The sequence below is a fragment of the Romboutsia ilealis genome, from assembly GCF_900015215.1.
GTDB classification, from domain to species: Bacteria; Bacillota; Clostridia; order Peptostreptococcales; family Peptostreptococcaceae; genus Romboutsia; species Romboutsia ilealis.
Genome location: NZ_LN555523.1, coordinates 106509 through 132736, shown reverse-complemented (window position 1 = coordinate 132736; position 26228 = coordinate 106509). Strand labels below are relative to the sequence as shown.

Below are 26228 nucleotides of genomic sequence, written 5' to 3'. Positions count from 1 at the left end.
ATCAAAAAATGGAGAACAAACAACTTCAAAAAAGCTTAGGTGCTGCCGCTGCTTTATCAACAGTTGTTGGTATGGTTATAGGCGGTGGAGTATTCTTTAAACCTCAAGCTGTTTACACTTTAACTGGTGGTGCACCAGGACTTGGAATGTTAATGTGGGTTTTAGCAGGTATAATAACAATAGCTGCTGGGCTTACTGCAGCAGAAGTATCAGCTGCAATACCTAAAACAGGTGGAATGATGGTATATATAGAAGAAATATACGGTAAAAAACTTGGTTTCTTAACTGGATGGATGCAATCAGTATTATTCTTCCCAGCTACAATAGCTGCTTTAGCAGTTATGTTCGGACAACAATCTGCTGGATTATTAGGTAATGAATCTTTATCAATGCCTATTGCATTAGGAATCATATTATTAATATCTGTGTTAAATACTCTTGGTTCTAAAACTAGTGGTTTAATACAAACTATATCAACAGTAGGTAAATTACTTCCTCTTATACTAATAATGATATTTGGATTTATAAAAGGTCAAGGAAATAACCCTATAGTACAACCTATGGTTGCTGAAGGTATAAGCCCTATGGGAGTAATCGGACAATTATTAGTTGCTATATTATTTGCTTACGATGGATGGATAAACGTTGGTGCTTTAGCTGGTGAAATGAAGGATCCAGGAAAAGATTTACCAAAAGCAATAGTTGGTGGTTTATCTTTAGTTATGGCAGTATATGTAGTTATAAACTTAGCTTACCTTTGGGTATTACCAGCTGATCAATTAGCTCAATACTCTTCTCCTGCTTCAGCAGTTGCTGAGCAATTATTTGGACCAATGGGTGGTAAATTTATAACTGTAGGTATATTAATATCTGTATTTGGTGCTCTTAATGGATACTTATTAACTGGACCAAGAATAGTTTACACTTTAGGTGAACAAAAGAATTTACCTGCAGCATTAGGTAAATTAAGTAAAAATGGAGTTCCAACTAATGCAACATTCACAATGGCAATATTATCATGCTTATATGCATTATCAGGACAATTTAACTTATTAACTGACTTAGCTGTATTCGCAGTTTGGGCATTCTATACATTAACATTCATAGGTGTTATAAAACTTAGAAAAGATCAACCAAACTTACACAGACCATACAAGGTACCTCTATACCCTATAGTTCCAATAATAGCTATAGCGGCTGGTGTATTTGTTGTAGTAAACCAATTATTCTTATCTGGAATAACTAATACTATGATCGCTTTAGGAGGATTAGTTATAACTCTTATAGGTTTACCAGTTTACTCTTATATGAATAAAAATAAAGAAGAAGCAAAAAAAGCTGCTTAATATAAATAAAAAAACTACTCACTTAAGTGAGTAGTTTTTTTATTTATATTAAGCANCTTACTGCAGCAGAAGTATCAGCTGCAATACCTAAAACAGGTGGAATGATGGTATATATAGAAGAAATATACGGTAAAAAACTTGGTTTCTTAACTGGATGGATGCAATCAGTATTATTCTTCCCAGCTACAATAGCTGCTTTAGCAGTTATGTTCGGACAACAATCTGCTGGATTATTAGGTAATGAATCTTTATCAATGCCTATTGCATTAGGAATCATATTATTAATATCTGTGTTAAATACTCTTGGTTCTAAAACTAGTGGTTTAATACAAACTATATCAACAGTAGGTAAATTACTTCCTCTTATACTAATAATGATATTTGGATTTATAAAAGGTCAAGGAAATAACCCTATAGTACAACCTATGGTTGCTGAAGGTATAAGCCCTATGGGAGTAATCGGACAATTATTAGTTGCTATATTATTTGCTTACGATGGATGGATAAACGTTGGTGCTTTAGCTGGTGAAATGAAGGATCCAGGAAAAGATTTACCAAAAGCAATAGTTGGTGGTTTATCTTTAGTTATGGCAGTATATGTAGTTATAAACTTAGCTTACCTTTGGGTATTACCAGCTGATCAATTAGCTCAATACTCTTCTCCTGCTTCAGCAGTTGCTGAGCAATTATTTGGACCAATGGGTGGTAAATTTATAACTGTAGGTATATTAATATCTGTATTTGGTGCTCTTAATGGATACTTATTAACTGGACCAAGAATAGTTTACACTTTAGGTGAACAAAAGAATTTACCTGCAGCATTAGGTAAATTAAGTAAAAATGGAGTTCCAACTAATGCAACATTCACAATGGCAATATTATCATGCTTATATGCATTATCAGGACAATTTAACTTATTAACTGACTTAGCTGTATTCGCAGTTTGGGCATTCTATACATTAACATTCATAGGTGTTATAAAACTTAGAAAAGATCAACCAAACTTACACAGACCATACAAGGTACCTCTATACCCTATAGTTCCAATAATAGCTATAGCGGCTGGGGGATTTGTTGTAGTAAACCAATTATTCTTATCTGGAATAACTAATACTATGATCGCTTTAGGAGGATTAGTTATAACTCTTATAGGTTTACCAGTTTACTCTTATATGAATAAAAATAAAGAAGAAGCAAAAAAAGCTGCTTAATATAAATAAAAAAACTACTCACTTAAGTGAGTAGTTTTTTTATTTATATTAAGCAATATTCTTTAGAAATGTTCTATTTTATGCATAATTTTAAAATTATTACAAATAATATTATAACTTCTATCTATACTTTTATTAGATACTTATAATATGCAAAAAATATCTTTTAATATTAATTATATTTTTAGCATATTATTATATATTTAAAATTATGGAATTTTTTACATTTATTTTATACTAAAGTATTTAAAATGCTTATTTTAAGCAAATTCTATTTAATTTATTTTAATATTGAATTTAATATCGTATTTTTTGTCGTAAAAAGAAGAAAAAACGTTGAATTTTTTCATGAAAGCGTTATAATAGATAATATACTTATAAATATAAAAATTTAACAAAAGAAAGGAATCTAAATAAATGGAGAATAAACAACTTCAAAAAAACTTAGGTGCTGCTGCTGCTTTATCAACAGTTGTTGGTATGGTTATAGGTGGTGGAGTATTCTTTAAACCTCAAGCTGTTTATGAAATAACTGGTGGTGCGCCAGGACTTGGAATGTTAGCATGGGTTTTAGCAGGTATAATGACAATAACTGCTGGACTTACTGCAGCAGAAGTATCAGCTGCAATACCTAAAACAGGTGGAATGATGGTATATATAGAAGAAATATACGGTAANTGCTTAATATAAATAAAAAAACTACTCACTTAAGTGAGTAGTTTTTTTATTTATATTAAGCAATATTCTTTAGAAATGTTCTATTTTATGCATAATTTTAAAATTATTACAAATAATATTATAACTTCTATCTATACTTTTATTAGATACTTATAATATGCAAAAAATATCTTTTAATATTAATTATATTTTTAGCATATTATTATATATTTAAAATTATGGAATTTTTTACATTTATTTTATACTAAAGTATTTAAAATGCTTATTTTAAGCAAATTCTATTTAATTTATTTTAATATTGAATTTAATATCGTATTTTTTGTCGTAAAAAGAAGAAAAAACGTTGAATTTTTTCATGAAAGCGTTATAATAGATAATATACTTATAAATATAAAAATTTAACAAAAGAAAGGAATCTAAATAAATGGAGAATAAACAACTTCAAAAAAACTTAGGTGCTGCTGCTGCTTTATCAACAGTTGTTGGTATGGTTATAGGTGGTGGAGTATTTTTTAAACCACAAGCAGTTTATGAAATAACTGGTGGAGCACCAGGACTTGGAATGATAGCATGGGTTTTAGCAGGTATCATGACAATAACTGCTGGACTTACTGCAGCAGAAGTATCAGCTGCAATACCTAAAACAGGTGGAATGATGGTATATATAGAAGAAATATACGGTAAAAAACTTGGTTTCTTAACTGGATGGATGCAATCTGTATTATTCTTCCCAGCTACAATAGCTGCTATATCAGTTATGTTTGGTCAACAAGCTGCTATATTATTAGGTAATGAATCTTTAGTAATACCTATGACAGTAGGAGTTATATTATTAATAGGTGTATTAAATACTTTTGGTTCTAAAACAAGTGGTGCAATACAAACTGTATCAACAATATGTAAATTAATCCCTCTTATATTAATAATAGTATTTGGATTTATAAAAGGTGGAGGAGATAATCCTGTAGTACAACCTTTAGTTGCTGAAGGTATAAGCCCTACGGGAGTAATCGGCCAATTATTAGTTGCTATATTATTCGCTTACGATGGATGGATAAATGTTGGTGCTATAGCTGGTGAAATGAAGGATCCAGGAAAAGATTTACCGAAAGCAATAGTTGGTGGTTTATCTTTAGTTATGGCAGTATATGTAGTTATAAACTTAGCTTATCTTTGGGTATTACCAGCTAACGAATTAGCTCAATATGCTTCTCCTGCTTCAGTTGTTGCAACTGAATTATTTGGACCAATAGGTGGTAAAATAATAACTATTGGTATATTAATATCTGTATTCGGATGTATAAATGGATACCTATTAACTGGACCAAGAATAATTTATACATTAGGACAACAAAAATCTATACCAGTATCATTTGGTAAATTAAATAAAAATGGTGTTCCAGCTAACGCAACATTATTAATGTCTGTATTAGCAGCTTTATATGCATTATCAGGACAATTTAACTTATTAAGTGATTTATCAATGTTTGCTGTTTGGTCTTTCTATGTTTTAACATTCATAGGTGTTATGAAACTTAGAAAAACTCATCCAAACTTACACAGACCATACAAGGTGCCTCTATATCCTATAGTTCCATTAATAGCTATATTTAGTGGATTATTCGTTGTATTAAACCAATTATTCTTCGCCGGTGCTAAGAGTACAATGATGTCTGTAGGAGGAGTTATCGTAACTCTTATAGGTTTACCTGTTTATTCTTACATGACTAAGAAGTATGCTGATTCTAAAGATGGAATAGATAAAGCTGCTTAATATAAATAAAAAAACTACTCACAAAAGTGAGTAGTTTTTTTATTTAATATCCTTTAGATATGTCTATTAAATTATTCAAAGGCTTATTCTCAATATAATTTTTTAGATTATTATAAATCATATTAAAAGTTCTTTCTTCATTGTTATCAGATACCCATGAATTGTGAGGAGTTATAATTACATTATCAAATTCCCATAGCATACTATTTTTATCTAATGGCTCATTTTCAAATACATCTAAGGCAACTCCCCTAAACTTATTTATATATCTTATTAAATCTTCTTCGTTAATAATATTACCTCTTCCAACATTTATAAATACAGAGCCATTCTTCATAAGTTCAAATTTATCTTTATTTATAATACCTAATGTTTCTTTTGTTGCCGGTATTGTAACTACAACTACATCACAAGTTTTAAATACTTCATCCATTTCATCATTTTCAAAGCATTTATCAAAATATTCTTTATTGTGACCGGTTGTATTAACTCCCCATATTTCAACATCAAATCCTTGTAGCCTTTTTGCAGCTTCTGTAGCTAATGTTCCTGTTCCTATAAATCCAATTTTCTTATTGCGTAATTCACTTATAGAAAAATTTTGTTTCCATTCTTTATTTAATTGTTGCTCATGGAACCTTTTACTATTTTTATATATCTCTAGTATATACATAACTATACATTCACCTATTGGTGCACTGTAACTCCCCTTATTATTAGCAATCAAAATATCTCTATTTAAAATTTTATCTATAGGTATATGATCTATTCCTATACTAGTTATCTGTATATATTTTAAATTATTCATTTTATTTATATCTAAATTCTTAAATGGATTATATGTAACTAGTATATCTGCATCGTCTACATCCTCATTATTGGTTACAATATTCTCATTGCAATATATAATTTCATATCCCAATGCCTTTATTTTATCAAACTTTTCTTTTCCATAATTTTCAGTAAATAAAATCTTCATAATTTCACCCCTATATAAGAATATATTTTTAATAATGCTATTATTACTATAAAAGTAAAAAGTCCTTCAAAATTGAAGGACTTAATCTATTTAAGATAAATGTATGCAAACTATGATGATATTAATCTGAGGTGTAAGATACATTTATTTAATAGTATTTTATCCAATTGTTTAGATTAAATACTATCTTTTTATATCTATTACATTTTGAACAAGAGCTTTACATCTTCCACAAGCTGAACCTGCTCCTGTTATTTCAGCAACTTTTTCTGTAGTTTCTGCACCATTTTTAACTGCATTTACTACATCTTCAAGAGAAACTCCCTTACATCCACATACTGATGCTAATATTTTTTCTATTTCTCCTACACATCTTCCACATCCAGTAGCTGCTCCAGTCATATCTTTTATTTCTTGTACTGTACGAGCACCTGCTATCATTGCCTTTCTTATATCTATGTAACTTACTTGTTTACAATGACAAATTATTTTATCTCCAGCCATTTTATAATCTCCTTGTTATTTAGTATTTTGTAGCATATATAAATATACCATATTTTTCAATCTTTGAAACTTTTTAATTATACTTTAGTACCATAATATTTATTAAGATATTAAATTATTAAAAGTTTTATTATATTAAGTGTTTACTTATATAAAATATATCTAAAAACCAACTTAACTATTAAACTCAATAGTTAAGTTGGTTCTTATATTAATTATATTCTTCTTAGTTTAGCTACAGTCTCAACATGGCTTGAGAGGACAGAATGAATGTCATTTGAGTATGTTCGTTCTCGGAAACATATCCACTGCGTTTTTAGCACTATCGGTAGACGGGAACATATCCATTCATGATAAAAAATAACGTGTCTAATTGCATAATCATGATTGAGTAGAGTTGTCAAAAGAATAAACATAACGTATTTCAGTAAGTTCTTTTCCTGCAATTTCAATAATGCATTCATCGTCTTCATTGCATCGCCACTTATTCTTCCGGCTGAATCAATACTACCCCCTGCTCTGAGATGACAATAATGATATCACCTGAAGCTGGTATCCCCTTGTTGGAAGTATATCTTTCAAAAAATTTGACAAAACTTATCATCTAGTACAATTTCCATGCCTAAAACCACAATATTAATATCCCTCGACTACTATAACTTCACCTTCTTCAGCAGTTGGGGGTTGAAAATGATCATAATAAGTGGAAGCTGTTTGCTCCGTCAATATGATATCATTTTGATGATTTCCGTTTCTTTTTCGAATACGTTCCATAACAACTTCCTTAGGTGTCTTTATATAATAGATTTTGGGTTCTATGTCGTATTTCTTTAATAATGAAATATATTCATTTCTCATTTCTCTAGACCAAAATGAATAATCGAGAACAATATCAATGTTTTGCATGATAAGTGAAATTAGTTTTTCATCAAGATAGGTTTTAATATCTTCTAAAACCTCCTGAGGTAAAGGATGTTCTTTCAAACCTCGTTTGAATGATTCTTCATCATAAGATAGTATTGTCATCCCAGTACTTTCAAATTTTTTTGCTAGTGTTGATTTACCTGCTCCCGCAGGGCCGCACATTAAAATAACTTTACTTTTTGACAAATTATCTACTGTATTTTTCATTGATATAACCTCCTATAACAAACCAAGAAAACATGACACTCTCCTTAAGCATTATTACCATTCGCTCTTTTCATGATTTCCTGTACTATTGATGTTTTAGCATTCGCATAGTGCTGGACATGCCTCCATTTATTCTTTGCCAAGCTTCGTTTGACTTGTGCATATTTGTCCCGATCAGTATCATTAGTCCGCAACCAATCACGGAAGCGTAACATTCTATCAATCTCTGATGTGCCCAAACTGAACACATGCAGATTAATATCAGTATCCGGTCCTTTAAACAAACGATGCTCAAACCAGTCAGGTTCTCGAATCTGTAGCACATATCCGGCCGCTTCCAACACTGGAACGTAGGATGACTCATCAGCAGAATCCTTAACAACCAACAGTATATCGATGATTGGCTTTGCACAAAGCCCAGGAACCGAGGTTGAGCCCACATGTTCTATTTGCAACGCTTTGCTGCCGAGTACTGAATGAATCCGGTTCGATTACTGCTCAAACAATTCAGGCCAACTTGAATCGTATTCAACAAGAGTGATCGGTGCATTGTGCGGCTTAAGCTCACCAACCGTATTCTTTTGCAACTCATCATCCGTTGTAGGCATGGAGGTATTATTAGATATCATCTTATCGCACTCCTTTGCTGCTTATTATCTAGGGTTAAACTTAACTACTATTTTTTCTTTGCGATATAAAATATATAACTGTAATAATCTACCACTAATCTAAAATAAAGCGATTATAAGCTATCCTTTTTCCTGTGTTTGTTTTAAAGTTTTCATCTATACACTTTTTTATCTTTTCCTGTTCTTTTTCTTTATCCATAACCGTTAAATTTTCAAGCAAATCAGCTTCCCATTGTATTTGAAAATCAAGTCCATCAATTTTAGCTGGAGTATGATGGTTGCCTATTATAAAGCATATTCTATCAATATTTTTGTTATAGCCTACCTTTTTTAATATTTCTTTCGCTACTGCTGGTCCTTCCTTTTCTTGATAGACACCATCAATAGAACCGTATTTTTTTTGTGCTTCAACCGCACCAATATCATGTAGTATAGCAATAATACTAATGAATTCTTTTTCTTCCTCTCCGATATTTTCTCCTTTCATTATATCTTCTGCATTTTTCAAAACTTTGAGAGTATGCTCTATGCCAAAAGGAATTTCTTTGAATACTTCTTTCATCTCTATAATAATTTTTTCTTTAAACATAAATTACCCCCATTTATACCTTATAGGTGTTTTAGTTCTATCTATCCACTTTTTTGTTCGCCGATACAATCAGCATCATGGGACGGCGCATTTCATCCTGCATCCCCGGAATATCCATCATGTTTTCCGGCGGCTGCGGCTCCACAATCTGATTTATTATAAAACCATTTGAAAGCAGTGTATTTAGATATGTGGTCAGTGTTCTATGATATTTTGTAACCTTTTCTCCCAAAAACACAGCTGTCCGTTTGCCCTCATAATAATAATTATCCACCGGAAAATGCAGTATTTCTCCTTTTTCGTTATAATGCCAGTCTTGTGTTCCATAGGCAGTAAAAACAGGATGTTCAACCGTAAAAACTAGCTTACCACCAGACTTCAGTATTCTATATATCTTTTTTACTAAAATCTCATAATCTGCTACATAGTGAAACGCAAGTGAACTTAATATTACATCAAAACTCTCCTCTGGGAATTCCACATCTTCTATAGCACAGCATTTATATTCAACCTGTGGAAAATGTGTTTTTTCTTTGGCTACCTCGAGCATTTTATGAGAAATATCAACACCTACAACAGAAGAAGCACCGTGTTCCATCGCATAAATACAGTGCCATCCATAGCCGCATCCTAAATCAAGCACACGCTTATCTTTAAAATCCGGCAGCAGCTTTCTCAATGTTTCCCATTCTCCTGCACCGGCTAGTCCCTGCTGTGAGCGACTCATTTGACTGTATTTTTGAAAAAATATATTATCATCATATTTGTTTTCTTTCATCTGAATTCCCCTCCGTTTAAAAAGTTATTTATCTCCGTTGCAATTTTTTTCACTTCTTTATAAAGCTTCTCGGTCATATCGTAGCATTCAAAAAGTGAAAGACCGAGTACTTCAAAAATATGATTAACCCTTTCGGCATATTTTTCAGGTTTATATTCAAAAGTTTCAAGCAGTTTTATAGCTTTCTTTTCGTTAATGCAATAAGCATTATTGCATGCAAATAGTACTTGATTTAAGCATGAAATAATACGAAAAACATGGCCTGCAATATAATATTTATCCTCTGCTCCCGCATTTGCTTTTACAAACATTAAAGAGAACTCTGCTTCAAATATAAAAAAGTTTATCAAGCTCTTCTTTAGAGCACCAGGGTAAATTTCTGCCTGATTTTTTAATTCGCATAAGCTTTCATTCTTAGCATATTGTATCTTGCTGATCGCCAATTCTCCACGATACATAGCACTTATATAACCATGGGGGTGCCCAGTCTGATAATTGGCAGTAACAATTCCTTGCTCCGTATCTTTGATTATTTGTTCCACCCGTTTTATATCACGTAAAATCAAGTCAACATGATACCCGTTTATAACTAACCATCCGCCGCCATTAACCCAATCACCCCACGCTCCGGGAGGTACAACAAGGTCGTTTCTATTCTCATCATCCAATTCTGTAGCAATTTGATTAATCGCTGTCAGGTCAAATGATTCTGAATTGTAATAGATTCCGATATCTATATCAGAATCCTCTGTATGGGTGCCTCTTGCACGTGAGCCCCCTAATACAATGCCTTCTATGCAAGGCAAAGAAGATAATTTCTCTGTTACTATTTGAATTACATTATCTACCATACGAACACACTCCTTTTATCGATTAAAGACAAAATACTTGTCTCCTCTCTTTTTCTTTCCGTAGTTCTTCGGGAAGTAATCCTTCCCGAGCTGCCAAACATACTGGTCGATTTGCTTCAGGCTAAATTTATCCAAGCCATAGAAGGCACGGAAATCAATCAGTATACCTTTGAATTTAACATAGTCTTTCAAATCACCATCTTGGAAATCTGAGAAGCTATCACGATTTCTAAAATAGCGAAGTACCTCATCGACGTAGCTGTCATAAATCGGATAATCAAGTGGATTGTGATGGCTACAATACTTTGTGGCAAAGGAGTAAAAACTCTTCTCTGTATCACCGATAGGTACATACTGGATATCTCCAACAAGAGTAACATCACCAGCCTTAAGCCTCGCATCAATATCCAAAGCGCATATGTGCTTAGCTACTGGATAGATTGAGAAAATATTCGTACTATAAAAATCATTAAGCGTTGATGCCTTCAAAAGAACATCGATTATGTCTGTATTCTTCGGGCATAGCTCAAAGAACAGTTTATTAAGTGCATCCTCCTGCAGGTGGTAGTTCTCAAGGCCATCCCACTTAGCAAGATAAAACTCCACCTGCTCAATTGATGGATCAGGAACATCAACATCCATTTTCTTCTTACGAGTATATGTACGATTAGCAGTATTTTCATGCTTGGGCGTTGATCGCTCGGCAGCTCCATCAGAAGCTAAGAGTAAACGGAACCTTCTTAGATGAGACAAGTAACTATTAACAAGTGATTTAACATTGCCGGTCGAATTCTCAGAAAGAGCCTTTATTAAGGAATTCTTCGCCTCATTCTCGAAATCAGTAGCAGTCACTGTATTCCAGAACAGGTCTTTGCTCCCTTTCCTCCAAAGGTAGAAGGTGTCTGTGTAAGCAGTATTGATTGTTAACTTTGAAATGTTCTGGCTATATAAGAATTCTCTGTATAAAGAACGCAGTTCATCATATGATAAATCTTTCATTTTGTTTATATTCAAAGTCAAACCCCCTTTACTTTACTCTTTGCTCCTTTTAATTACAAAAACTCGATTTATATTTCATCAGTGTATCTTCTACCTCGTGCCAAATTGTTACCGTTTCACCGTCATCCTCAAATACTTTACCGTGACTTTTAGGTCCATCCAACTTCATCTGTGAGTAATTATTCTTAAAAGTGGGCACATACAGTTCTGGGTTGTTTTCGTCACTGCATAAACGCTCCATCATATTTATGGTAGCACGACCTGTGGCAGCCACTGCCTTAAAATAAGCACGAATGATTTTGTGGTTATATTAATTCGGCTTTATAGCCCATACTGGGATTCGTTGATTTGCTTTTCCGTAAAAATCCTTGTTTGTATCTTCATTCTGTTTTGCTACAGTTTTTGGGTTATAGGCTTGTGATGCCTTTTCAAAAGTTTTTGCAATATACCAACGCATACAACTTTCCACTGCATCATCTTTTGTTTCATTTGTTAAATTCAATGCGATGCAGAATTTTTCATACACATCTGCATCTACTGTAAAGGTCACGCTCTTACTCAAAGTTTACACCTCCGCTATTACTCTATAGAAAATTATACCACTAATTTATATTTTATAAATACTAATATACTAATTTGTATTGACTCATAGAAGTAATATGAAAAACACCCTGCATTTCCGGCAAGGTGTTAGATTCTTTACTACATCGCAATGATAATAGATCACTTATCCATGTTGCTAAAATTGTCATACGTATGGATGAGCAGAACAACTGGATAACTAATGATAGAAAATCCTTTTACGAAATAAACCAATTGAGCTGATTATCCATCTATCCTGTCTCCTCAACCCTGTTAATTTATCTAATCTGTCAACTCAACCCTACACACATTTTTTCAGTTGACCTATTTCCTCATAAACAAAAATAAGGATTCCCAAGGTTAAAAGGCACTGCCAGACATCAGGCAGAAAATCCTTCACTCCTGGAAACCCTTTAATTATCAGTGTTTTGAATACCCCTACTTCTCAACCCTTGACATCAATGCGCAGCACTCAACGTGCATTGTATGAGGGAACATATCTACAGGTTGTATTTCTACACACTTATATCCTCTTTCATCTAAGTATGCTAAATCTCTAGCTAAAGTAGATGGATTACATGAAACATACACTACTCTATCTGGTTTCATTGATACTATCGTATCTAATACCTTTTCATCGCATCCTTTTCTAGGAGGATCTACTACAACTACATTTGCAGTTTTTCCCTCACTGTACATTTTAGGAACGACTTCTTCAGCTTTTCCAACATAGAATTCCACATTATTTAAGTTGTTTAATTTAGCATTAATTTTAGCGTCTTTTATAGCATCTTCAACTATTTCAATACCATATACCTTCGTAGCTTTTTGTGCTAAAAATAGAGATATTGACCCTATTCCACAGTATATATCAAATACAGTATCATTTTCCTTTAACTCTGCATATTCTAATGCTTTATTATATAAAACTTCAGTTTGAACAGGATTAACTTGGAAGAATGATAATGGAGAGATTTCAAATACTAAATCTCCTATATAATCATTTATCTTTCCATTTCCATATATAACTTTATTTTCTTTTCCTAATATCACATTAGTTTTATCCTTATTAATATTAAGAACCAATGTCTTAAATCCTGGTATATTTTCTTGTAATACAGAAGCTAATTCATTTAGATGTGGTAATTTAGTTCCATTAGCTACTAAAACTACCATTACCTCATTAGTTGTAAAACCAACCTTTGTAACTAAATGTCTTAAAACTCCTGTATGAGTCATCTCATTATAAATACTTACATTATAAGCTTGAATATAAGTTTTTATTATCTTTATTATTTTATCATTTATATCATGTTGTATCACGCACATATCAGTAGGTATAACATCGTGACTCTTTTTTTTGTAAAACCCTATAGCAGTTGAACCATTTATGTTTTGTATTGGAAATTGAGCCTTATTTCTATACCTACAAGGGCTTTGCATTCCTATAGTTTCATGTATTTCAACATTTTCTAATTTTCCTATTCTAGATATAACTTGCTTAACCTCATTTGTTTTTAACTCAAGTTGCTTATTGTAATCTAATTCTTGTATTTGACATCCACCGCAGTCTTTTAAATCATCACTACAGATTCTATCAACTCTAAATGGAGACTTTTCAAGTATTTCAACTATATCTCCTACTGCATAGTTCTTTTTAGACTTGCTTATTCTTACTTTTACTTTATCTTGTATTAATCCGCCCTCTACAAAAACAGTAAATCCTTCATATTTTCCTATTCCAACTCCACCTTGACCTATATCAACTATATCTACAACGTACTCCTTATTTTTTGATAACATAGGTTAGTCCTCCGTACATTTATTTTTTTAATACAATATTTTATTTTACCAAAAAAATAAGCGCTTTTAAAGCCCTTACATAAATAAATCTTTACTTTTAATAGTTATATACACTTGCTTTAATTCGAATATATATTTTTATAAAAATTTAACCTCACTCATGTCGCTAATGACTTAATCAACTCTTTGAGCTACTGTATAGGCTAGACATTTCAAAATTTTTTACGCTTAAAACCAGTTTATTGATATTAGTTATATTCAGAAGTTATCCGCATCTTTTAAAGCATTATAATATCCTTAAGCGTAAAATAGTCACTAAGTTTATTGAATAAACTTAGTGACTAACTTAATATTCTTAAAAGAATTATATTATTTTAAAATTTTTGTATAATCTAAGTTTTTCTAAAAATACTAAATCATATTTGTATTTTTTATAAAACTCTTGTTGATCCTCTATATATTACCCCTCTAGATGCATCTACTGTTACTATTTCTCCATCTTTAACAGATTCTAATATATTTGTTGCAGATACTATAACTGGTTTATTTAAGCTTATACCTACTATAGCTGCATGAGATGTCATTCCACCTTCTTCAGTTATTATAGCTGCACACTTTTCTATATAAGGATTCATTTCTATATCAGTCATAGTTGTAACTAATATATCACCTTCGTTAAAGTCTATGCAATCTTCTTCACCTTTAACAATACGAACTTTACCTTCTACAGTTTTAGATCCTACACCTATACCTTTTACTATTTCTTCACTTATAACATGAACTTTTATTAGGTTTGTAGTTCCGCTTATTCCAACTGGAACTCCAGCAGTTATAACTACTAATTCACCATTATTTATGTATCCTGCATTTTTAGATGTTTCTATAGAGTTCTCTATAACCTCATCTGTATTTCCTGCTACTTCAGCTTTAACTGGATAAACACCCCAAGTAAGAGCAAGTCTTCTCATTACCTTTTCATCATTTGTAGTAGCTATTATTGGACACTTAGGTCTACACTTAGACACCATTCTAGCTGTGTGTCCTGATGAAGTTGATGTTATTATTGCAGAAGCATCTAGGTCAACTGCTGTTGTACAAGTAGCATGACTTATAGCATCTGTAACAGTTGAATTATTTCTAACATTCTTTTCTAATAAATCATCATAATTTAATGTTTCTTCAGTTCTTTTAGCTATAGTAGCCATCGTCTTAACAGCCTCTACTGGATATTTACCAGCAGCAGTTTCTCCAGATAGCATTATTGCATCTGTTCCATCATATATAGCATTAGCAACGTCTGTAACCTCAGCTCTCGTTGGTCTAGGATTTCTCATCATAGAATCTAACATTTGAGTAGCTGTTATTACTGGCTTTCCTGCTTTATTACACTTTGATATCATTAACTTTTGAACTACAGGTATTTCTTCTGTTGGTATTTCAACTCCAAGGTCCCCTCTAGCAACCATTATACCATCAGATACAGCTATTATATCATCTAAATTATCTACACCTTCTTGATTTTCTATCTTAGATATTATTTGTATATCTGTTGCATTATTTCTCTCTAAAACTTCTCTTATAGCTAATACGTCAGAAACTTTTCTAACGAATGATGCTGCTATAAAATCAATTCCTTGAGATATACCAAATTCTATATCACTTATATCTTTATCAGTTAATGCAGGTAAGTTTATTTTTACTCCTGGTACGTTTACACCTTTGTGATTTTTAACTATTCCTGAGTTTTCAACTACACAAAGTATGTCATCACCATTTACTTCTTCAACTCTAAGACCAACTAAACCGTCATCTATTAATATAGTATCCCCAGTAACTACATCGTTTGCAAGCCCTTTATAGCTTACTGTACATATTTCTTTATTTCCTATAACATCATTCATTGTTATAGTAAATTTTTGACCTTCTTCTAATAATACTTCTGGTTGATCAAAGTTCCCAGTTCTTATTTCTGGACCTTTTGTATCTAATAATATAGCCACTGGCTTATTTAACTTCTCTCTAATCTTCTTTACCAAATCCATTCTTCCCTTATGTTCTTCATGTGAACCATGAGAGAAGTTCATTCTAGTTACATTTAATCCATTTTCAATTAATGCAGTTAGTACTTCTTCTTTCTCTGATGCTGGTCCTAATGTACAAACTATTTTAGTCCTCTTAGCGTTTTTTAACATATATATATTCCTCCTAAATTATATAGATAGTATTTTTACCATTTCATAAGTATCTTTATCAAATGTTTTATTCATTGATAAAGCTTCATGTATATCCATATCTATTATTTTATTGTCCCTTATACCTACTACTCTAGCAGCTTTACCATCTAATAATAGTTCTACTGCTCTTACTCCCATTCTACTTGCTAATATTCTATCAAATGCTGTTGGGCTACCACCTCTTTGGACGTGTCCAAGTACAGTTACCCTTAAGTCTGCTCCAGTCTCTTTTATTATTTCTTTTCCTAAGTCTTGAGCATTTCCAACACCTTCAGCTAACACTATTATACTGTGTCTTTTGCCTCTTTTTTGAGTAGTTTTTAATTTATTACATACATCTTCTACTTTGAAGTCTACTTCTGGAACTATTACTGTTTCTGCCCCCCCGGCAAGACCAGCATATAAAGCTAAGTCTCCACAGTGTCTTCCCATTACTTCGATTATGTTAACCCTCTCATGAGAAGAAGATGTATCTCTTATTTTACCTATAGCATCTATTATTGTATTTTGAGTTGTATCAAATCCTATAGTATAGTCAGTATAAGCTAAATCATTATCAATAGTTCCTGGAATACCTATAGCTGGAAATCCTAATTCACTCAATTTCTGAGCACCATTAAATGATCCATCCCCACCTATAACAACTAGACAATCAATACCATATTTTTTTAAAACTTTTACTCCAATGGCTCTTCCTTCTTCAGTTTTAAACTCTTCGCATCTAGAAGATTTTAATACTGTTCCACCTCTATGTATAATATCACCAACAGAAGATAGATTCATTTCTTGTATATCCTCTTCTATTAATCCTTTATATCCTCTGTTGATACCATAAACCTTACATCCATAGTATATTGCTGATCTAACAACAGCTCTTATAGCTGCATTCATTCCTGGAGCATCTCCTCCACTTGTCAATATCCCTATAGTTTTCATGGCTTTACCTCCTATATTATATATATTAATATAACAGGGACATTTGTAGTCCCTATTGTATTTTTTTATCCCATTATAAGTAAAAAAATTAGGTCTATTAAAACATCTATTTTATAATATTATATCATAATTTTTACATTTTTTTCATATTTATTATATAATAAAATTTTTATTTTAATATCCTAATTTTCTATTTCATTACTACTGTCTTATCTTTATATTTCCTTCTGGAAGTATATTATTTAGTTCAATAATTAATTCATCAGAAATAGTTACACTAAAATCATTATATTTATATAATTTTTTAGTATCCTCTACATATAAAAATATATTTTCTTCTCCTGGATATCTTTTTAATATATTAGATATATTATCCATTACCTTTACATTACTATATGAATCTACTTTTAAATATAAACCATTTTTCGAGTTTTTTCTATGGTTTTCTGTACTATTAATATGTTTTTTTGAACTATATATTCCTTTACTTAGTTGATATACATTATCTATATCTACGATATCTCTTGCTACTATCTTAGGTTCTTCCCCTTCTTTTATATTTAATACTCCTCTTATAAATATTATGCTATCTTCATTTAAAATTTGATTATATTTTTTTAAGGTTTGAGGGAATATTATAACTTCTATGTTTCCATATAAATCTTCTAAGTCTAAAAATGCCATTATATCATTACGTTTCGTAGTTTTTATTGTTTTATTTGCTATCATACCGCCCATTATTACATCTCTTTCATCTAGGCTTAAATATGATTCTTCATCATCTTTTAGAGAATTTAATTTCCCATTATCTATTGATGTATTCTTAATTAAAATTTCCTTAAATTCTGATAATGGATGTCCACTTACATACATCCCTAAAACTTCTTTTTCTAAACTAAGTTTTTCTCTTTCTTGATATTCAGGCAATTTAGGTATTGTATTAGTCTCTTGTAACGTATTTTCTTCATTATCTCCAAAAGCATCAAATAATGATATTTGACCTTGTACATTTTTCTTTCTATCCATTGATATACTATCTAATACATTTTCATATCCAGCCATTAAACTAGCTCTATTTTCACTTATTCCATCAAAAGCACCACATTTAATTAAACTTTCTATAACTCTCTTATTAGTATCTTTTGAATCTAATCTTTTGGCTAAATCTGAGAAATCTACAAATTCCCCATTAAGATTTCTTTCATTAATTATATTTTCTATAATATTTACACCAACATTTTTAACGGCTGCTAGTCCAAATCTTATATTATTTCCTTCAACTGAGAATTTAGAAAAACTTTTATTTATATCTGGCTTTAATACTTCTATCCCTAAGGCATTACATTCTCTTATATATTCTACAACTTTATCTGTATTGCCCATTACACTAGTTATTAAAGCTGCCATAAATTCAACTGGATAATATGCTTTTAAATATGCCGTTTGGTATGACAAAACACCATATGCTGCAGCATGAGATTTGTTAAACGCATACTTTGCAAAGTCTATCATATCATCAAATATCTTATTAGCTATATCTTCTGGTACTCCATTTCTTATACATCCAGCTATCTCTATATTTCCATTTTCATCTTCTTTTCCGTAAACAAAGTATCTTCTTTCTTCTTCCATTACGTCCATCTTTTTCTTACCCATAGCTCTTCTAACTAAGTCACTACGTCCATAGGTATATCCACCTAATTCTCTAACAACCTGCATAACTTGCTCTTGATAAACTAAACATCCATAAGTAACTTCCATTATAGGTTTTAGTTTTTCATGTAAATATGTTACATTTTGTGGATTAGTTTTATTTTCAATGTAAGTTGGTATAGAATCCATCGGACCTGGTCTATATAAAGATATTCCCGCTACTATATCTTCAAAGTTATCTGGCTTTAATTGTTTCATGAATACCCTCATTCCAGCACTTTCTAACTGGAATACACCTAGTGTATTTCCCGAAGATAAAAGTTCAAATACCTTTGGGTCATCATAATCCATCTTTGAAAAATCTATTTTTCTATTATGATTCTTTTCTATTAAGTTAAGTGCATCTCTTATTACTGTAAGCGTTCTAAGTCCTAAGAAATCCATCTTTAACAACCCAAGTTCTTCTAATGTAGTCATTGTAAACTGAGTTGTTATAGCATCTTGATGTTTATAAAGTGGAACATATTCGTCTACTGGATTCTTAGATATAACTACACCTGCTGCATGAGTAGATGCATGTCTTAGCATTCCTTCTATTCTCTTTGATATATCTATAACTTCTCTAGTTTCTCTATCTTGTTGATATAAATCTCTTAAAGTTGGATTAGTTTCTAATGCTTTGTCAATGGTCATTCCAAGCGCAAAAGGTATCTCTTTTGCTATTTTATCAACTTTATTGTATGGTATATCTAAAACTCTTCCTACGTCTCTTATAGCAGCCTTTGCTCCCATAGTTCCAAACGTTATTATCTGAGCAACATGATCTTCCCCATATTTTCTTTTAACATAATCTATAACTTCTTCTCTTCTTTCATAACAGAAGTCAATATCTATATCTGGCATAGATACACGTTCAGGATTAAGAAAACGCTCAAATAGAAGAGAATACTTTATTGGGTCTATATCCGTTATTTTTAATGTGTATGAAACTATAGAACCTGCCGCACTACCCCTTCCAGGTCCAACCATTATATTGTTTTCTTTCGAGAAGTTTATGAAATCCCAAGTTATTAAGAAATATTCTACATACCCCATCTTCTCAATTACACCTAGCTCATAGTTAAGTCTATCTATAATTTCTTGGCTAGGATTGTCATATCTTTCTTCAAGACCTTTAAAACATAACTCTCTTAGATAAGTATCTGGAGTATATCCTTCTGGTACATCATATTGCGGAAGATGTATAGTATTAAAATCAAATTCTATATTACACATTTTGGCGATCTTAACAGTATTATCTATAGCTTCTGGTGCATATGGGAATAAACTTTCCATTTCTTCTCTAGATTTCAAATAAAATTCATCACTACCAAATCTCATTCTATTAGGGTCATTCACCGTTTTTCCCATTTGTATACACATTAAGACATCATGTATTTTAGAATCTTCTTTATTTACATAATGGATATCATTTGTAGCAACTAAAGGTATATTTATTTCCTTCGATAACTTTACTAACGCTGCATTAACTTCCTTTTGTTCTGGTAAACCGTGATCCTGTATTTCTAAATAAAAATTTTCTTCTCCAAATATATCTCTATATTGTAATGCTATATTCTTAGCCTTGTCATAATTCCTATCCATTAAAGCTTGAGAAATATCTCCTGCTAAACAAGCAGATAATGCTATTATTCCATCACTATATTTTTTAAGTTCATCTATATCTACCCTCGGCTTATAATAAAATCCTTCTACATATGAAGTAGATACCATTTTAATTAAGTTTTTATATCCATTCATATTTTTAGCTAGAAGAATTAAATGTCCTTGTTTTTTATCATAGTTAGGATCTTTATCTCTTAAACTACGTGGAGCTGTATATACTTCACAACCTATAATTGGTTTTATTCCTTGTTTTTTCGCTTCTTTATAAAAATCTATTACACCAAACATACATCCATGGTCTGTTATGGCAACAGAACTCATATTTAATTCTTTTGCTCTACTTATAAGGTTTTTTACCCTGGAAAAACCATCTAGTAAGCTATATTCAGTATGAACATGAAGATGTGCAAAATCTTTACCCATCCTATCACCTCCTGGATTATTCTTTAATTTTACCATAAAATTTGCTTATCTTGAGCGATGTATCAATGAAATATCTCATATTGATATAAAATATAAATTTAATTAACATATCAATCAAGTATTTTAATATATTTTATTTACCATATATTTAAATAGTTTTAGTATAAAATTAGTTATTTAATATCTAATTACTCAAAATAAAAGAGAGATATATCAATATATCCCCCTTTTATTTATTCTTGCTTACTTCTTAAATTATTCGCTATCTCTTCTATTTTCCTTAGTCTATGGTTAACTCCAGATTTACCTATTGGAGGTTCTAACATTTCTCCTAATTCCTTTAAAGTCATGTCTTCACACTCTAACCTAATTCTAGCTATTTCTTGTAAACTTTCTGGCAAACTACTTATACCTATCGTATCTTGGATAAGCTTAATATTTTCTATCTGCCTAACAGATGCATTTACAGTTTTTGAAAGATTTGCAGTTTCACAATTAACTATACGATTTACATTATTTCTCATGGCCTTTACTATCTTCGTATTTTGTAGGCTTAAGAGAGCATTGTGCGCGCCTATTATACTAAGTAAATCTGATATTTGTTCACTTTCTTTTAAATATACTACAAAGTTATTTTTTCTCGAAACTACCTTACAGTTGAATCCTAATTTATTTATTAAGTCTTTTAAAGATTTAGCAAAATCCTCATTGTTGGTTACAAATTCCATATGATAGTTTTTTCCAGGATCACTTATAGACCCGCCTCCTATAAATGCACCTCTTATAAATGCCCTTATACATTCTTCATTTTGTAATAAGTTTTCAGGAACTTTATTTACAGTATAAAATCCGTCCCCAGGTTCCAATATTCCAAGCTCTCTTAGTAGATTTTCTGCTCCCATTTCACTTGTTACTATAAGAACATAACTATTATTTCGTTTTAACATCTGATTCTTATTTACAGATATCGTTGTATTTATACCAAAATTTTGTTTAAGTAATTTAAATACTTTTCTTGCTATAGAGTTTAACTCTGTAGTAATCTTCAAATTCAGTTTTCTATAACCTGTAATCTGTATACTTCCTGCTAATCTAACTATTGCAGCTAATTCAGTCATATTACAATAATCATCATTAGATATAACCCTTGCTAATTCATTTTTAGTTTCAGCTGAAAAAGACATATCTATCACCTATTTTACTAGTTCTTTTTTAACCTTTTTTTTATTTCTTGCAAGGCTACTTTTATTATTTCTTTTTCGTCATCATATCTAGCTAAATCAACAACTCTATCTAAGTGTATAAACTTAGCATCAATGAATCCTTCTTCTTTTTGTGGAACTGTATTCATATTTCTTGCTTGCATTAAATACCAAAAAACTGTTTTATGAACAGCTCTATTTTCATCCCAATTTTCTTTAAATGTGTAATGAATCTCTCCTAAGTATTTTAATATATCCGCTTTTACTCCTGTTTCTTCCAGTACTTCTCTAAGTGCTGCTTCTTGTCTATTCTCTCCTTCTTCTACCTTTCCCTTTGGTAAAACCCAATCTCCATTGAATTTTCTAAGTAAAAGTATAGCATTGCCAAACAGAACTACACCACCGGCACTAACCTCTTCTCTCATAGATGTTCACTCCTTAAAACTAACATAATAATAAGAATTTCTACATAAATCTTTAAAATCCTTTTTTACTTATCTTTATCATTATCATGACGTAGTGCCAAATTAATTACTATATCTGAAATATGACCCGCATCGTGTCTGATATAATTATTTTTTATTTCAATTAGATTTTCTTCTATAGTTGTTGCCCCCATAGCTTTTAATATTTTTCTTTGTTTATCATCTAATATAACTTGTTTTGCTCCATCTTTTTGATATCTATCGATCATTTCTTTAGGCAAAACTTCATTATTGGATATCACATAATCTATTATATTTTTATTTGTATGCTTTACTATAGCATTGACATGATCTAAAACATTATGGTCATCTGTTTCTCCTGGTTGAGTCATTATATTACATATATACACTTTAGGAGCTTTAGATTTTTCAATTGCATCAACTACTCCCTTTACTAATAAATTAGGTATTATGCTTGTATATAAACTTCCTGGACCCATAATAATTATATCAGCATTTTCTATAGAGTTAATTACTTCATCTAAAGGAACTGCATCTTGTTCATCTAAATATAATCTTTCTATAGAAGTTTTATCATCCTTAACCTCTTTAGGTATTCTAGACTCACCTTTTACTATTTTCCCATTTTTTAATTCTGCTATCAAGTTTATATCATTTAAAGTTACTGGTAGAACTTTTCCTGTTATAGCAAATATTTGACTCATTTTATATAATGCAACTTCAAAATTTCCGTACAATCCATTCATCGCAGCTAAAAATAAATTTCCAAAGCTTTGACCCTTTAAAGCGCCGTCTGTAAACCTATATTGCATAACTTCTCTCATGGTTGGTTCTATATTAGCTAAAGCTAATAAACAGTTTCTTATATCTCCAGGAGGTAACATTCCTAAATCTTCTCTAAGTGCGCCAGATCCTCCTCCATCATCTGCAACCGTAACAATTGCAGTTATATTACGAGTTCTCTTTTTTAGTCCTCTCAAGAAAACAGATTGACCTGTTCCACCTCCAATAACTACTATTTTAGGTTCTAGTTTTTCATGCTCTTCTATTGTAATTGATTTTAATCTTTCATCCTTCGCTTTCTTATATATGTAGATAGATAATAATAAAGCGATCCATCCTGCAATGCCTATGACCATAAATATACTTGTCATTTTTTCCTCCATATTACCTTAACATAGAGTCTCTGTGTTTTTTAATTACTCTATAACCATTGTTAACTAAATCATCGTATATAAGATTTGATATAGTAACTGATCTATGTCTTCCTCCTGTGCATCCAATTCCTATTACTAAATGTTGCTTTCCTTCCTCAACATATTGAGGCACTAAAAAATGTATCATATCAATAAGCTTTGCATAAAACTCTTCACTAATTTTAGAGTTCATAACATAATCTCTAACATCTTGATCGTCGCCAGTCTTAGGTCTTAAATCTTCAATATAATATGGATTAGGTAAGAATCTAACATCAAATACTAGATCGCAGTCAGATGGTATTCCATGTTTAAATCCAAAAGATACTACTGATATCATTAATTTAATATTATCATCACCTATAGAATATAGTTTTCCTATTTCCTCTTTTAAATTTTTAGGCTTCATATTTGTTGTATCTATTATACAACTTGCCTTTTCTCTTAAAGACTCCAATATCTTTCTTTCCATTTTTATACCTTCTGGTATTTGTATATTGTTAGATAATGGATGATTTCTTCTTGTCATCTTATATCTTTTTAATAAAACATCATCCGAGCAGTCTAGATAAAGTATTTCATATTGATAATTTTCCTTTTCTAAATATGCTAAGCTTTCGTAAAGTTTTTCAAAGAACTTTCTTCCTCTTATATCTATACCTAAAGCAACTTTATCTATACTGGAATTAGGTTGATAACATAGTTCTGCAAATTTAGTTATTAAGGCAGGAGGCAAGTTATCTACACAGTAAAAACCCATATCCTCTAAAGCTCTCATTGCTTCACTTTTTCCTGAACCTGATAGTCCTGTTACAATTACAAATTTCATAATATTCCCCCTTTTAACCTATATTTTAATATTTTCTATTAAGGATAAATCAACACCTGCTTCTTTTATAATTTTCATAGCTAAATCAAAGTTACCTACATTATGAGGTACATGAGCATCTGATCCTATGATAAATTTATTTCCTATACCTTTTATTTTAACTAACTGATTACTATTCAAAAAACCATGACTACTATTTATCTCTAGTCTTGTATCTGTATTTTTTGCTACCTTTGCAATTTCTTCTATATAAACATCACCTTTATCTCCAGGATGAGTTATTATAAATATGTCATTATTTTTCATGGCATTTATTATCGCATTAGTATTATAATCTTTAGCCATTTCATTTTTTATAATATAATTATTACAGTGATTTAACATACTTTTTAACGATGTTGGTGTAGATGCAAAATGATATCCAGCCATAATATAATCACAATTTTCAATAATTTTATCATTTATGTCTATATTTCCATAGCTATCTAAAATATTGCATTCCATACCAAGAAGAATTTCTATGTTTGAATATTTTTCATTTAATTTATCTATCTCTTCCCTCATCTTGTAAATGTCATTTAATTTTATTCCATATGCTAAATGTTTATATCCATGGTCAGATATTCCTATTATTTTAATGCCTTTAGAAATGGCCTCTAATACATTCTCTTCTATAGTTCCCTTTCCATGGCTATATTTAGTATGAGTATGATAATCTGCTAGTATTTGCATTTATTAATCCTCTCCAAGTATTTTGACTTCTTCCTCTAAAGTTATTCCATACTTTGATTTTACTGTACTTTTAACTATATACATTAAATCTAAAATATCCTTAGCTTTAGCATTCCCTAAATTTACAACAAATCCACAATGTTTTTCAGAAACTTGTGCACCTCTTAATGTAAGTCCTCTTAATCCACTATCATCTATTAATTTAGCTGCAAAATGACCTTCTGGTCTTTTAAATGTACTACCTGCACTTGGTAAACTTAAAGGTTGCTTTGTAACTCTTCTTTGAGTAAAATCAGCCATTGTAGCTTTTATTTCATCATAATTTCCTTTTTCTAGCTCTACTTGAGCAGATAAGACTATATAATCTGTTCTTGAAAGTATACTTTTTCTATAGCAAAACTCCATTTGTTCATTCGTAAAATCAAGTATATTTCCATCTGTATCCATAAGTCTAACAGATTTAACTATATCCTTCATTTCTCCTCCATAAGCTCCTGCATTCATGGCTAGCGCTCCTCCTAGAGTTCCTGGTATACCCGCTGCAAATTCAAATCCTTTTAATTCAGCTCTTAGCGCAGCCTTTCCTACGAACGAAAGTAATGCACCTGATTGTATATTTACTATATTTCCATCTATATTAAAATCATTAAAATTATTTGATATTTCAATTACTACGCCTCTAATTCCACCATCTTTCACTAGAAGATTAGATCCGTTACCTATTACAATATAAGGTACATTTTCTTCTTTTAAAAGTTTTATAATTTTAGCTATTTGCTCTTCTGTTCTAGGTTTAACTAATATATCTGCAGGTCCTCCTACTTTAAAAGAAATATGCTTTTTCATAGGCTCATCTAATTTTATATCTTCTTCATCTATTATATTTAACAAACATTCATATATATATTTCTTATTCATTAAATTTCCTCCCTAACTAAAGTATTTATTAGTTTATCGCTCACATTTATACTATATTATTTTTATATAATTAATATAATAATGTATTAAAAAAAAAATAACAATATATAAAGGTTTTAAAGTATTAAAAAAGCGTTGAT

22 protein-coding genes and 2 pseudogenes are annotated in these 26228 nt (G+C 30.9%); 4 read left to right on the top strand and 20 right to left on the bottom strand.

Annotated elements, in window-relative coordinates; all coding sequences use genetic code 11:
• Nucleotides 1–8 precede the first annotated feature (8 nt).
• The 4 genes and pseudogenes from CRIB_RS00630 to CRIB_RS00615 all read left to right on the top strand — a co-directional run bounded on the left by CRIB_RS00630 (nt 9) and on the right by CRIB_RS00615 (nt 5009).
• The gene (locus CRIB_RS00630; RefSeq protein ID WP_180702660.1) at nt 9–1346 is read left to right on the top strand and encodes an APC family permease; all 1338 of its coding nucleotides are present in this window, start codon (nt 9–11) and stop codon (nt 1344–1346) included.
• A 26-nt stretch (nt 1347–1372) separates the two neighbouring features.
• Nucleotides 1373–2557 (top strand): annotated as a pseudogene (locus CRIB_RS00625) (APC family permease); the annotation flags it as partial.
• A gap of 417 nt (nt 2558–2974) precedes the next feature.
• A pseudogene (locus tag CRIB_RS00620) lies at nt 2975–3232 on the top strand (amino acid permease); the annotation flags it as partial.
• 427 nt (nt 3233–3659) lie between these two features.
• Nucleotides 3660–5009 (top strand): APC family permease, encoded by a 1350-nt coding sequence (locus CRIB_RS00615; protein WP_180702658.1) that lies wholly within the window; start codon nt 3660–3662, stop codon nt 5007–5009.
• A 43-nt stretch (nt 5010–5052) separates the two neighbouring features.
• Here CRIB_RS00615 and CRIB_RS00610 read toward each other — a convergent pair whose 3' ends face one another.
• The 20 genes from CRIB_RS00610 to murB form a co-directional block, all read right to left on the bottom strand.
• Nucleotides 5053–5988 (bottom strand): phosphoglycerate dehydrogenase, encoded by a 936-nt coding sequence (locus CRIB_RS00610; RefSeq protein WP_180702657.1) that lies wholly within the window; start codon nt 5986–5988, stop codon nt 5053–5055.
• 183 nt (nt 5989–6171) lie between these two features.
• Nucleotides 6172–6492 (bottom strand): (2Fe-2S)-binding protein, encoded by a 321-nt coding sequence (locus CRIB_RS00605; RefSeq protein ID WP_071119106.1) that lies wholly within the window; start codon nt 6490–6492, stop codon nt 6172–6174.
• Nucleotides 6493–7128: 636 nt separating this feature from the next.
• On the bottom strand, nt 7129–7623 hold the full coding sequence (locus tag CRIB_RS00600) for an AAA family ATPase (RefSeq protein ID WP_074441034.1): 495 nt from the start codon (nt 7621–7623) through the stop codon (nt 7129–7131).
• Nucleotides 7624–7667: 44 nt separating this feature from the next.
• Nucleotides 7668–8105: a GrpB family protein gene (locus CRIB_RS00595; protein ID WP_279386153.1), complete on the bottom strand. Its 438-nt coding sequence runs from the start codon at nt 8103–8105 to the stop codon at nt 7668–7670.
• Between the two features lie 9 nt (nt 8106–8114).
• Entirely contained in the window at nt 8115–8252 is a 138-nt protein-coding gene (locus CRIB_RS12560) for a GrpB family protein (protein ID WP_243633540.1), read from the bottom strand.
• Nucleotides 8253–8346: 94 nt separating this feature from the next.
• Complete coding sequence (locus CRIB_RS00590; RefSeq protein WP_180702656.1) at nt 8347–8841, bottom strand: HD domain-containing protein; 495 nt, start codon at nt 8839–8841, stop codon at nt 8347–8349.
• 37 nt (nt 8842–8878) lie between these two features.
• A complete protein-coding gene (locus tag CRIB_RS00585; protein ID WP_032541185.1) occupies nt 8879–9619 on the bottom strand; it encodes a class I SAM-dependent methyltransferase in 741 nt (246 codons plus the stop codon).
• A complete protein-coding gene (locus tag CRIB_RS00580) occupies nt 9616–10470 on the bottom strand; it encodes a nucleotidyltransferase domain-containing protein (protein WP_180702655.1) in 855 nt (284 codons plus the stop codon). Before CRIB_RS00580 ends, CRIB_RS00585 begins: the two co-directional genes overlap by 4 nt.
• A gap of 15 nt (nt 10471–10485) precedes the next feature.
• Complete coding sequence (locus CRIB_RS00575; protein ID WP_079764933.1) at nt 10486–11484, bottom strand: PD-(D/E)XK nuclease family protein; 999 nt, start codon at nt 11482–11484, stop codon at nt 10486–10488.
• A 295-nt stretch (nt 11485–11779) separates the two neighbouring features.
• Complete coding sequence (locus CRIB_RS12555; protein ID WP_243633539.1) at nt 11780–12031, bottom strand: hypothetical protein; 252 nt, start codon at nt 12029–12031, stop codon at nt 11780–11782.
• 458 nt (nt 12032–12489) lie between these two features.
• Entirely contained in the window at nt 12490–13854 is a 1365-nt protein-coding gene (gene rlmD, locus CRIB_RS00565) for a 23S rRNA (uracil(1939)-C(5))-methyltransferase RlmD (RefSeq protein ID WP_180702654.1), read from the bottom strand.
• A 431-nt stretch (nt 13855–14285) separates the two neighbouring features.
• Complete coding sequence (gene pyk / locus CRIB_RS00560; RefSeq protein WP_180702653.1) at nt 14286–16046, bottom strand: pyruvate kinase; 1761 nt, start codon at nt 16044–16046, stop codon at nt 14286–14288.
• A gap of 18 nt (nt 16047–16064) precedes the next feature.
• Nucleotides 16065–17024, bottom strand: coding sequence for a 6-phosphofructokinase (gene pfkA / locus CRIB_RS00555; protein WP_180702652.1), 960 nt, complete (start codon nt 17022–17024; stop codon nt 16065–16067).
• A 201-nt stretch (nt 17025–17225) separates the two neighbouring features.
• Nucleotides 17226–20765 (bottom strand): DNA polymerase III subunit alpha, encoded by a 3540-nt coding sequence (locus CRIB_RS00550; RefSeq protein WP_180702651.1) that lies wholly within the window; start codon nt 20763–20765, stop codon nt 17226–17228.
• Between the two features lie 233 nt (nt 20766–20998).
• Nucleotides 20999–21949: a DNA-binding protein WhiA gene (whiA, locus tag CRIB_RS00545; RefSeq protein WP_180702650.1), complete on the bottom strand. Its 951-nt coding sequence runs from the start codon at nt 21947–21949 to the stop codon at nt 20999–21001.
• 17 nt (nt 21950–21966) lie between these two features.
• On the bottom strand, nt 21967–22392 hold the full coding sequence (locus tag CRIB_RS00540; RefSeq protein WP_071119092.1) for an NUDIX hydrolase: 426 nt from the start codon (nt 22390–22392) through the stop codon (nt 21967–21969).
• Between the two features lie 65 nt (nt 22393–22457).
• Entirely contained in the window at nt 22458–23567 is a 1110-nt protein-coding gene (locus CRIB_RS00535; protein ID WP_180702649.1) for a gluconeogenesis factor YvcK family protein, read from the bottom strand.
• A gap of 13 nt (nt 23568–23580) precedes the next feature.
• Complete coding sequence (rapZ, locus tag CRIB_RS00530; protein ID WP_180702648.1) at nt 23581–24438, bottom strand: RNase adapter RapZ; 858 nt, start codon at nt 24436–24438, stop codon at nt 23581–23583.
• Nucleotides 24439–24456: 18 nt separating this feature from the next.
• Nucleotides 24457–25170 carry a PHP domain-containing protein gene (locus CRIB_RS00525; protein ID WP_180702647.1) on the bottom strand — a complete coding sequence of 238 codons (714 nt, stop codon included), beginning with the start codon at nt 25168–25170 and terminating at the stop codon, nt 24457–24459.
• Nucleotides 25171–25173: 3 nt separating this feature from the next.
• Nucleotides 25174–26088 (bottom strand): UDP-N-acetylmuramate dehydrogenase, encoded by a 915-nt coding sequence (gene murB / locus CRIB_RS00520; protein WP_180702646.1) that lies wholly within the window; start codon nt 26086–26088, stop codon nt 25174–25176.
• Nucleotides 26089–26228: the final 140 nt, after the last annotated feature.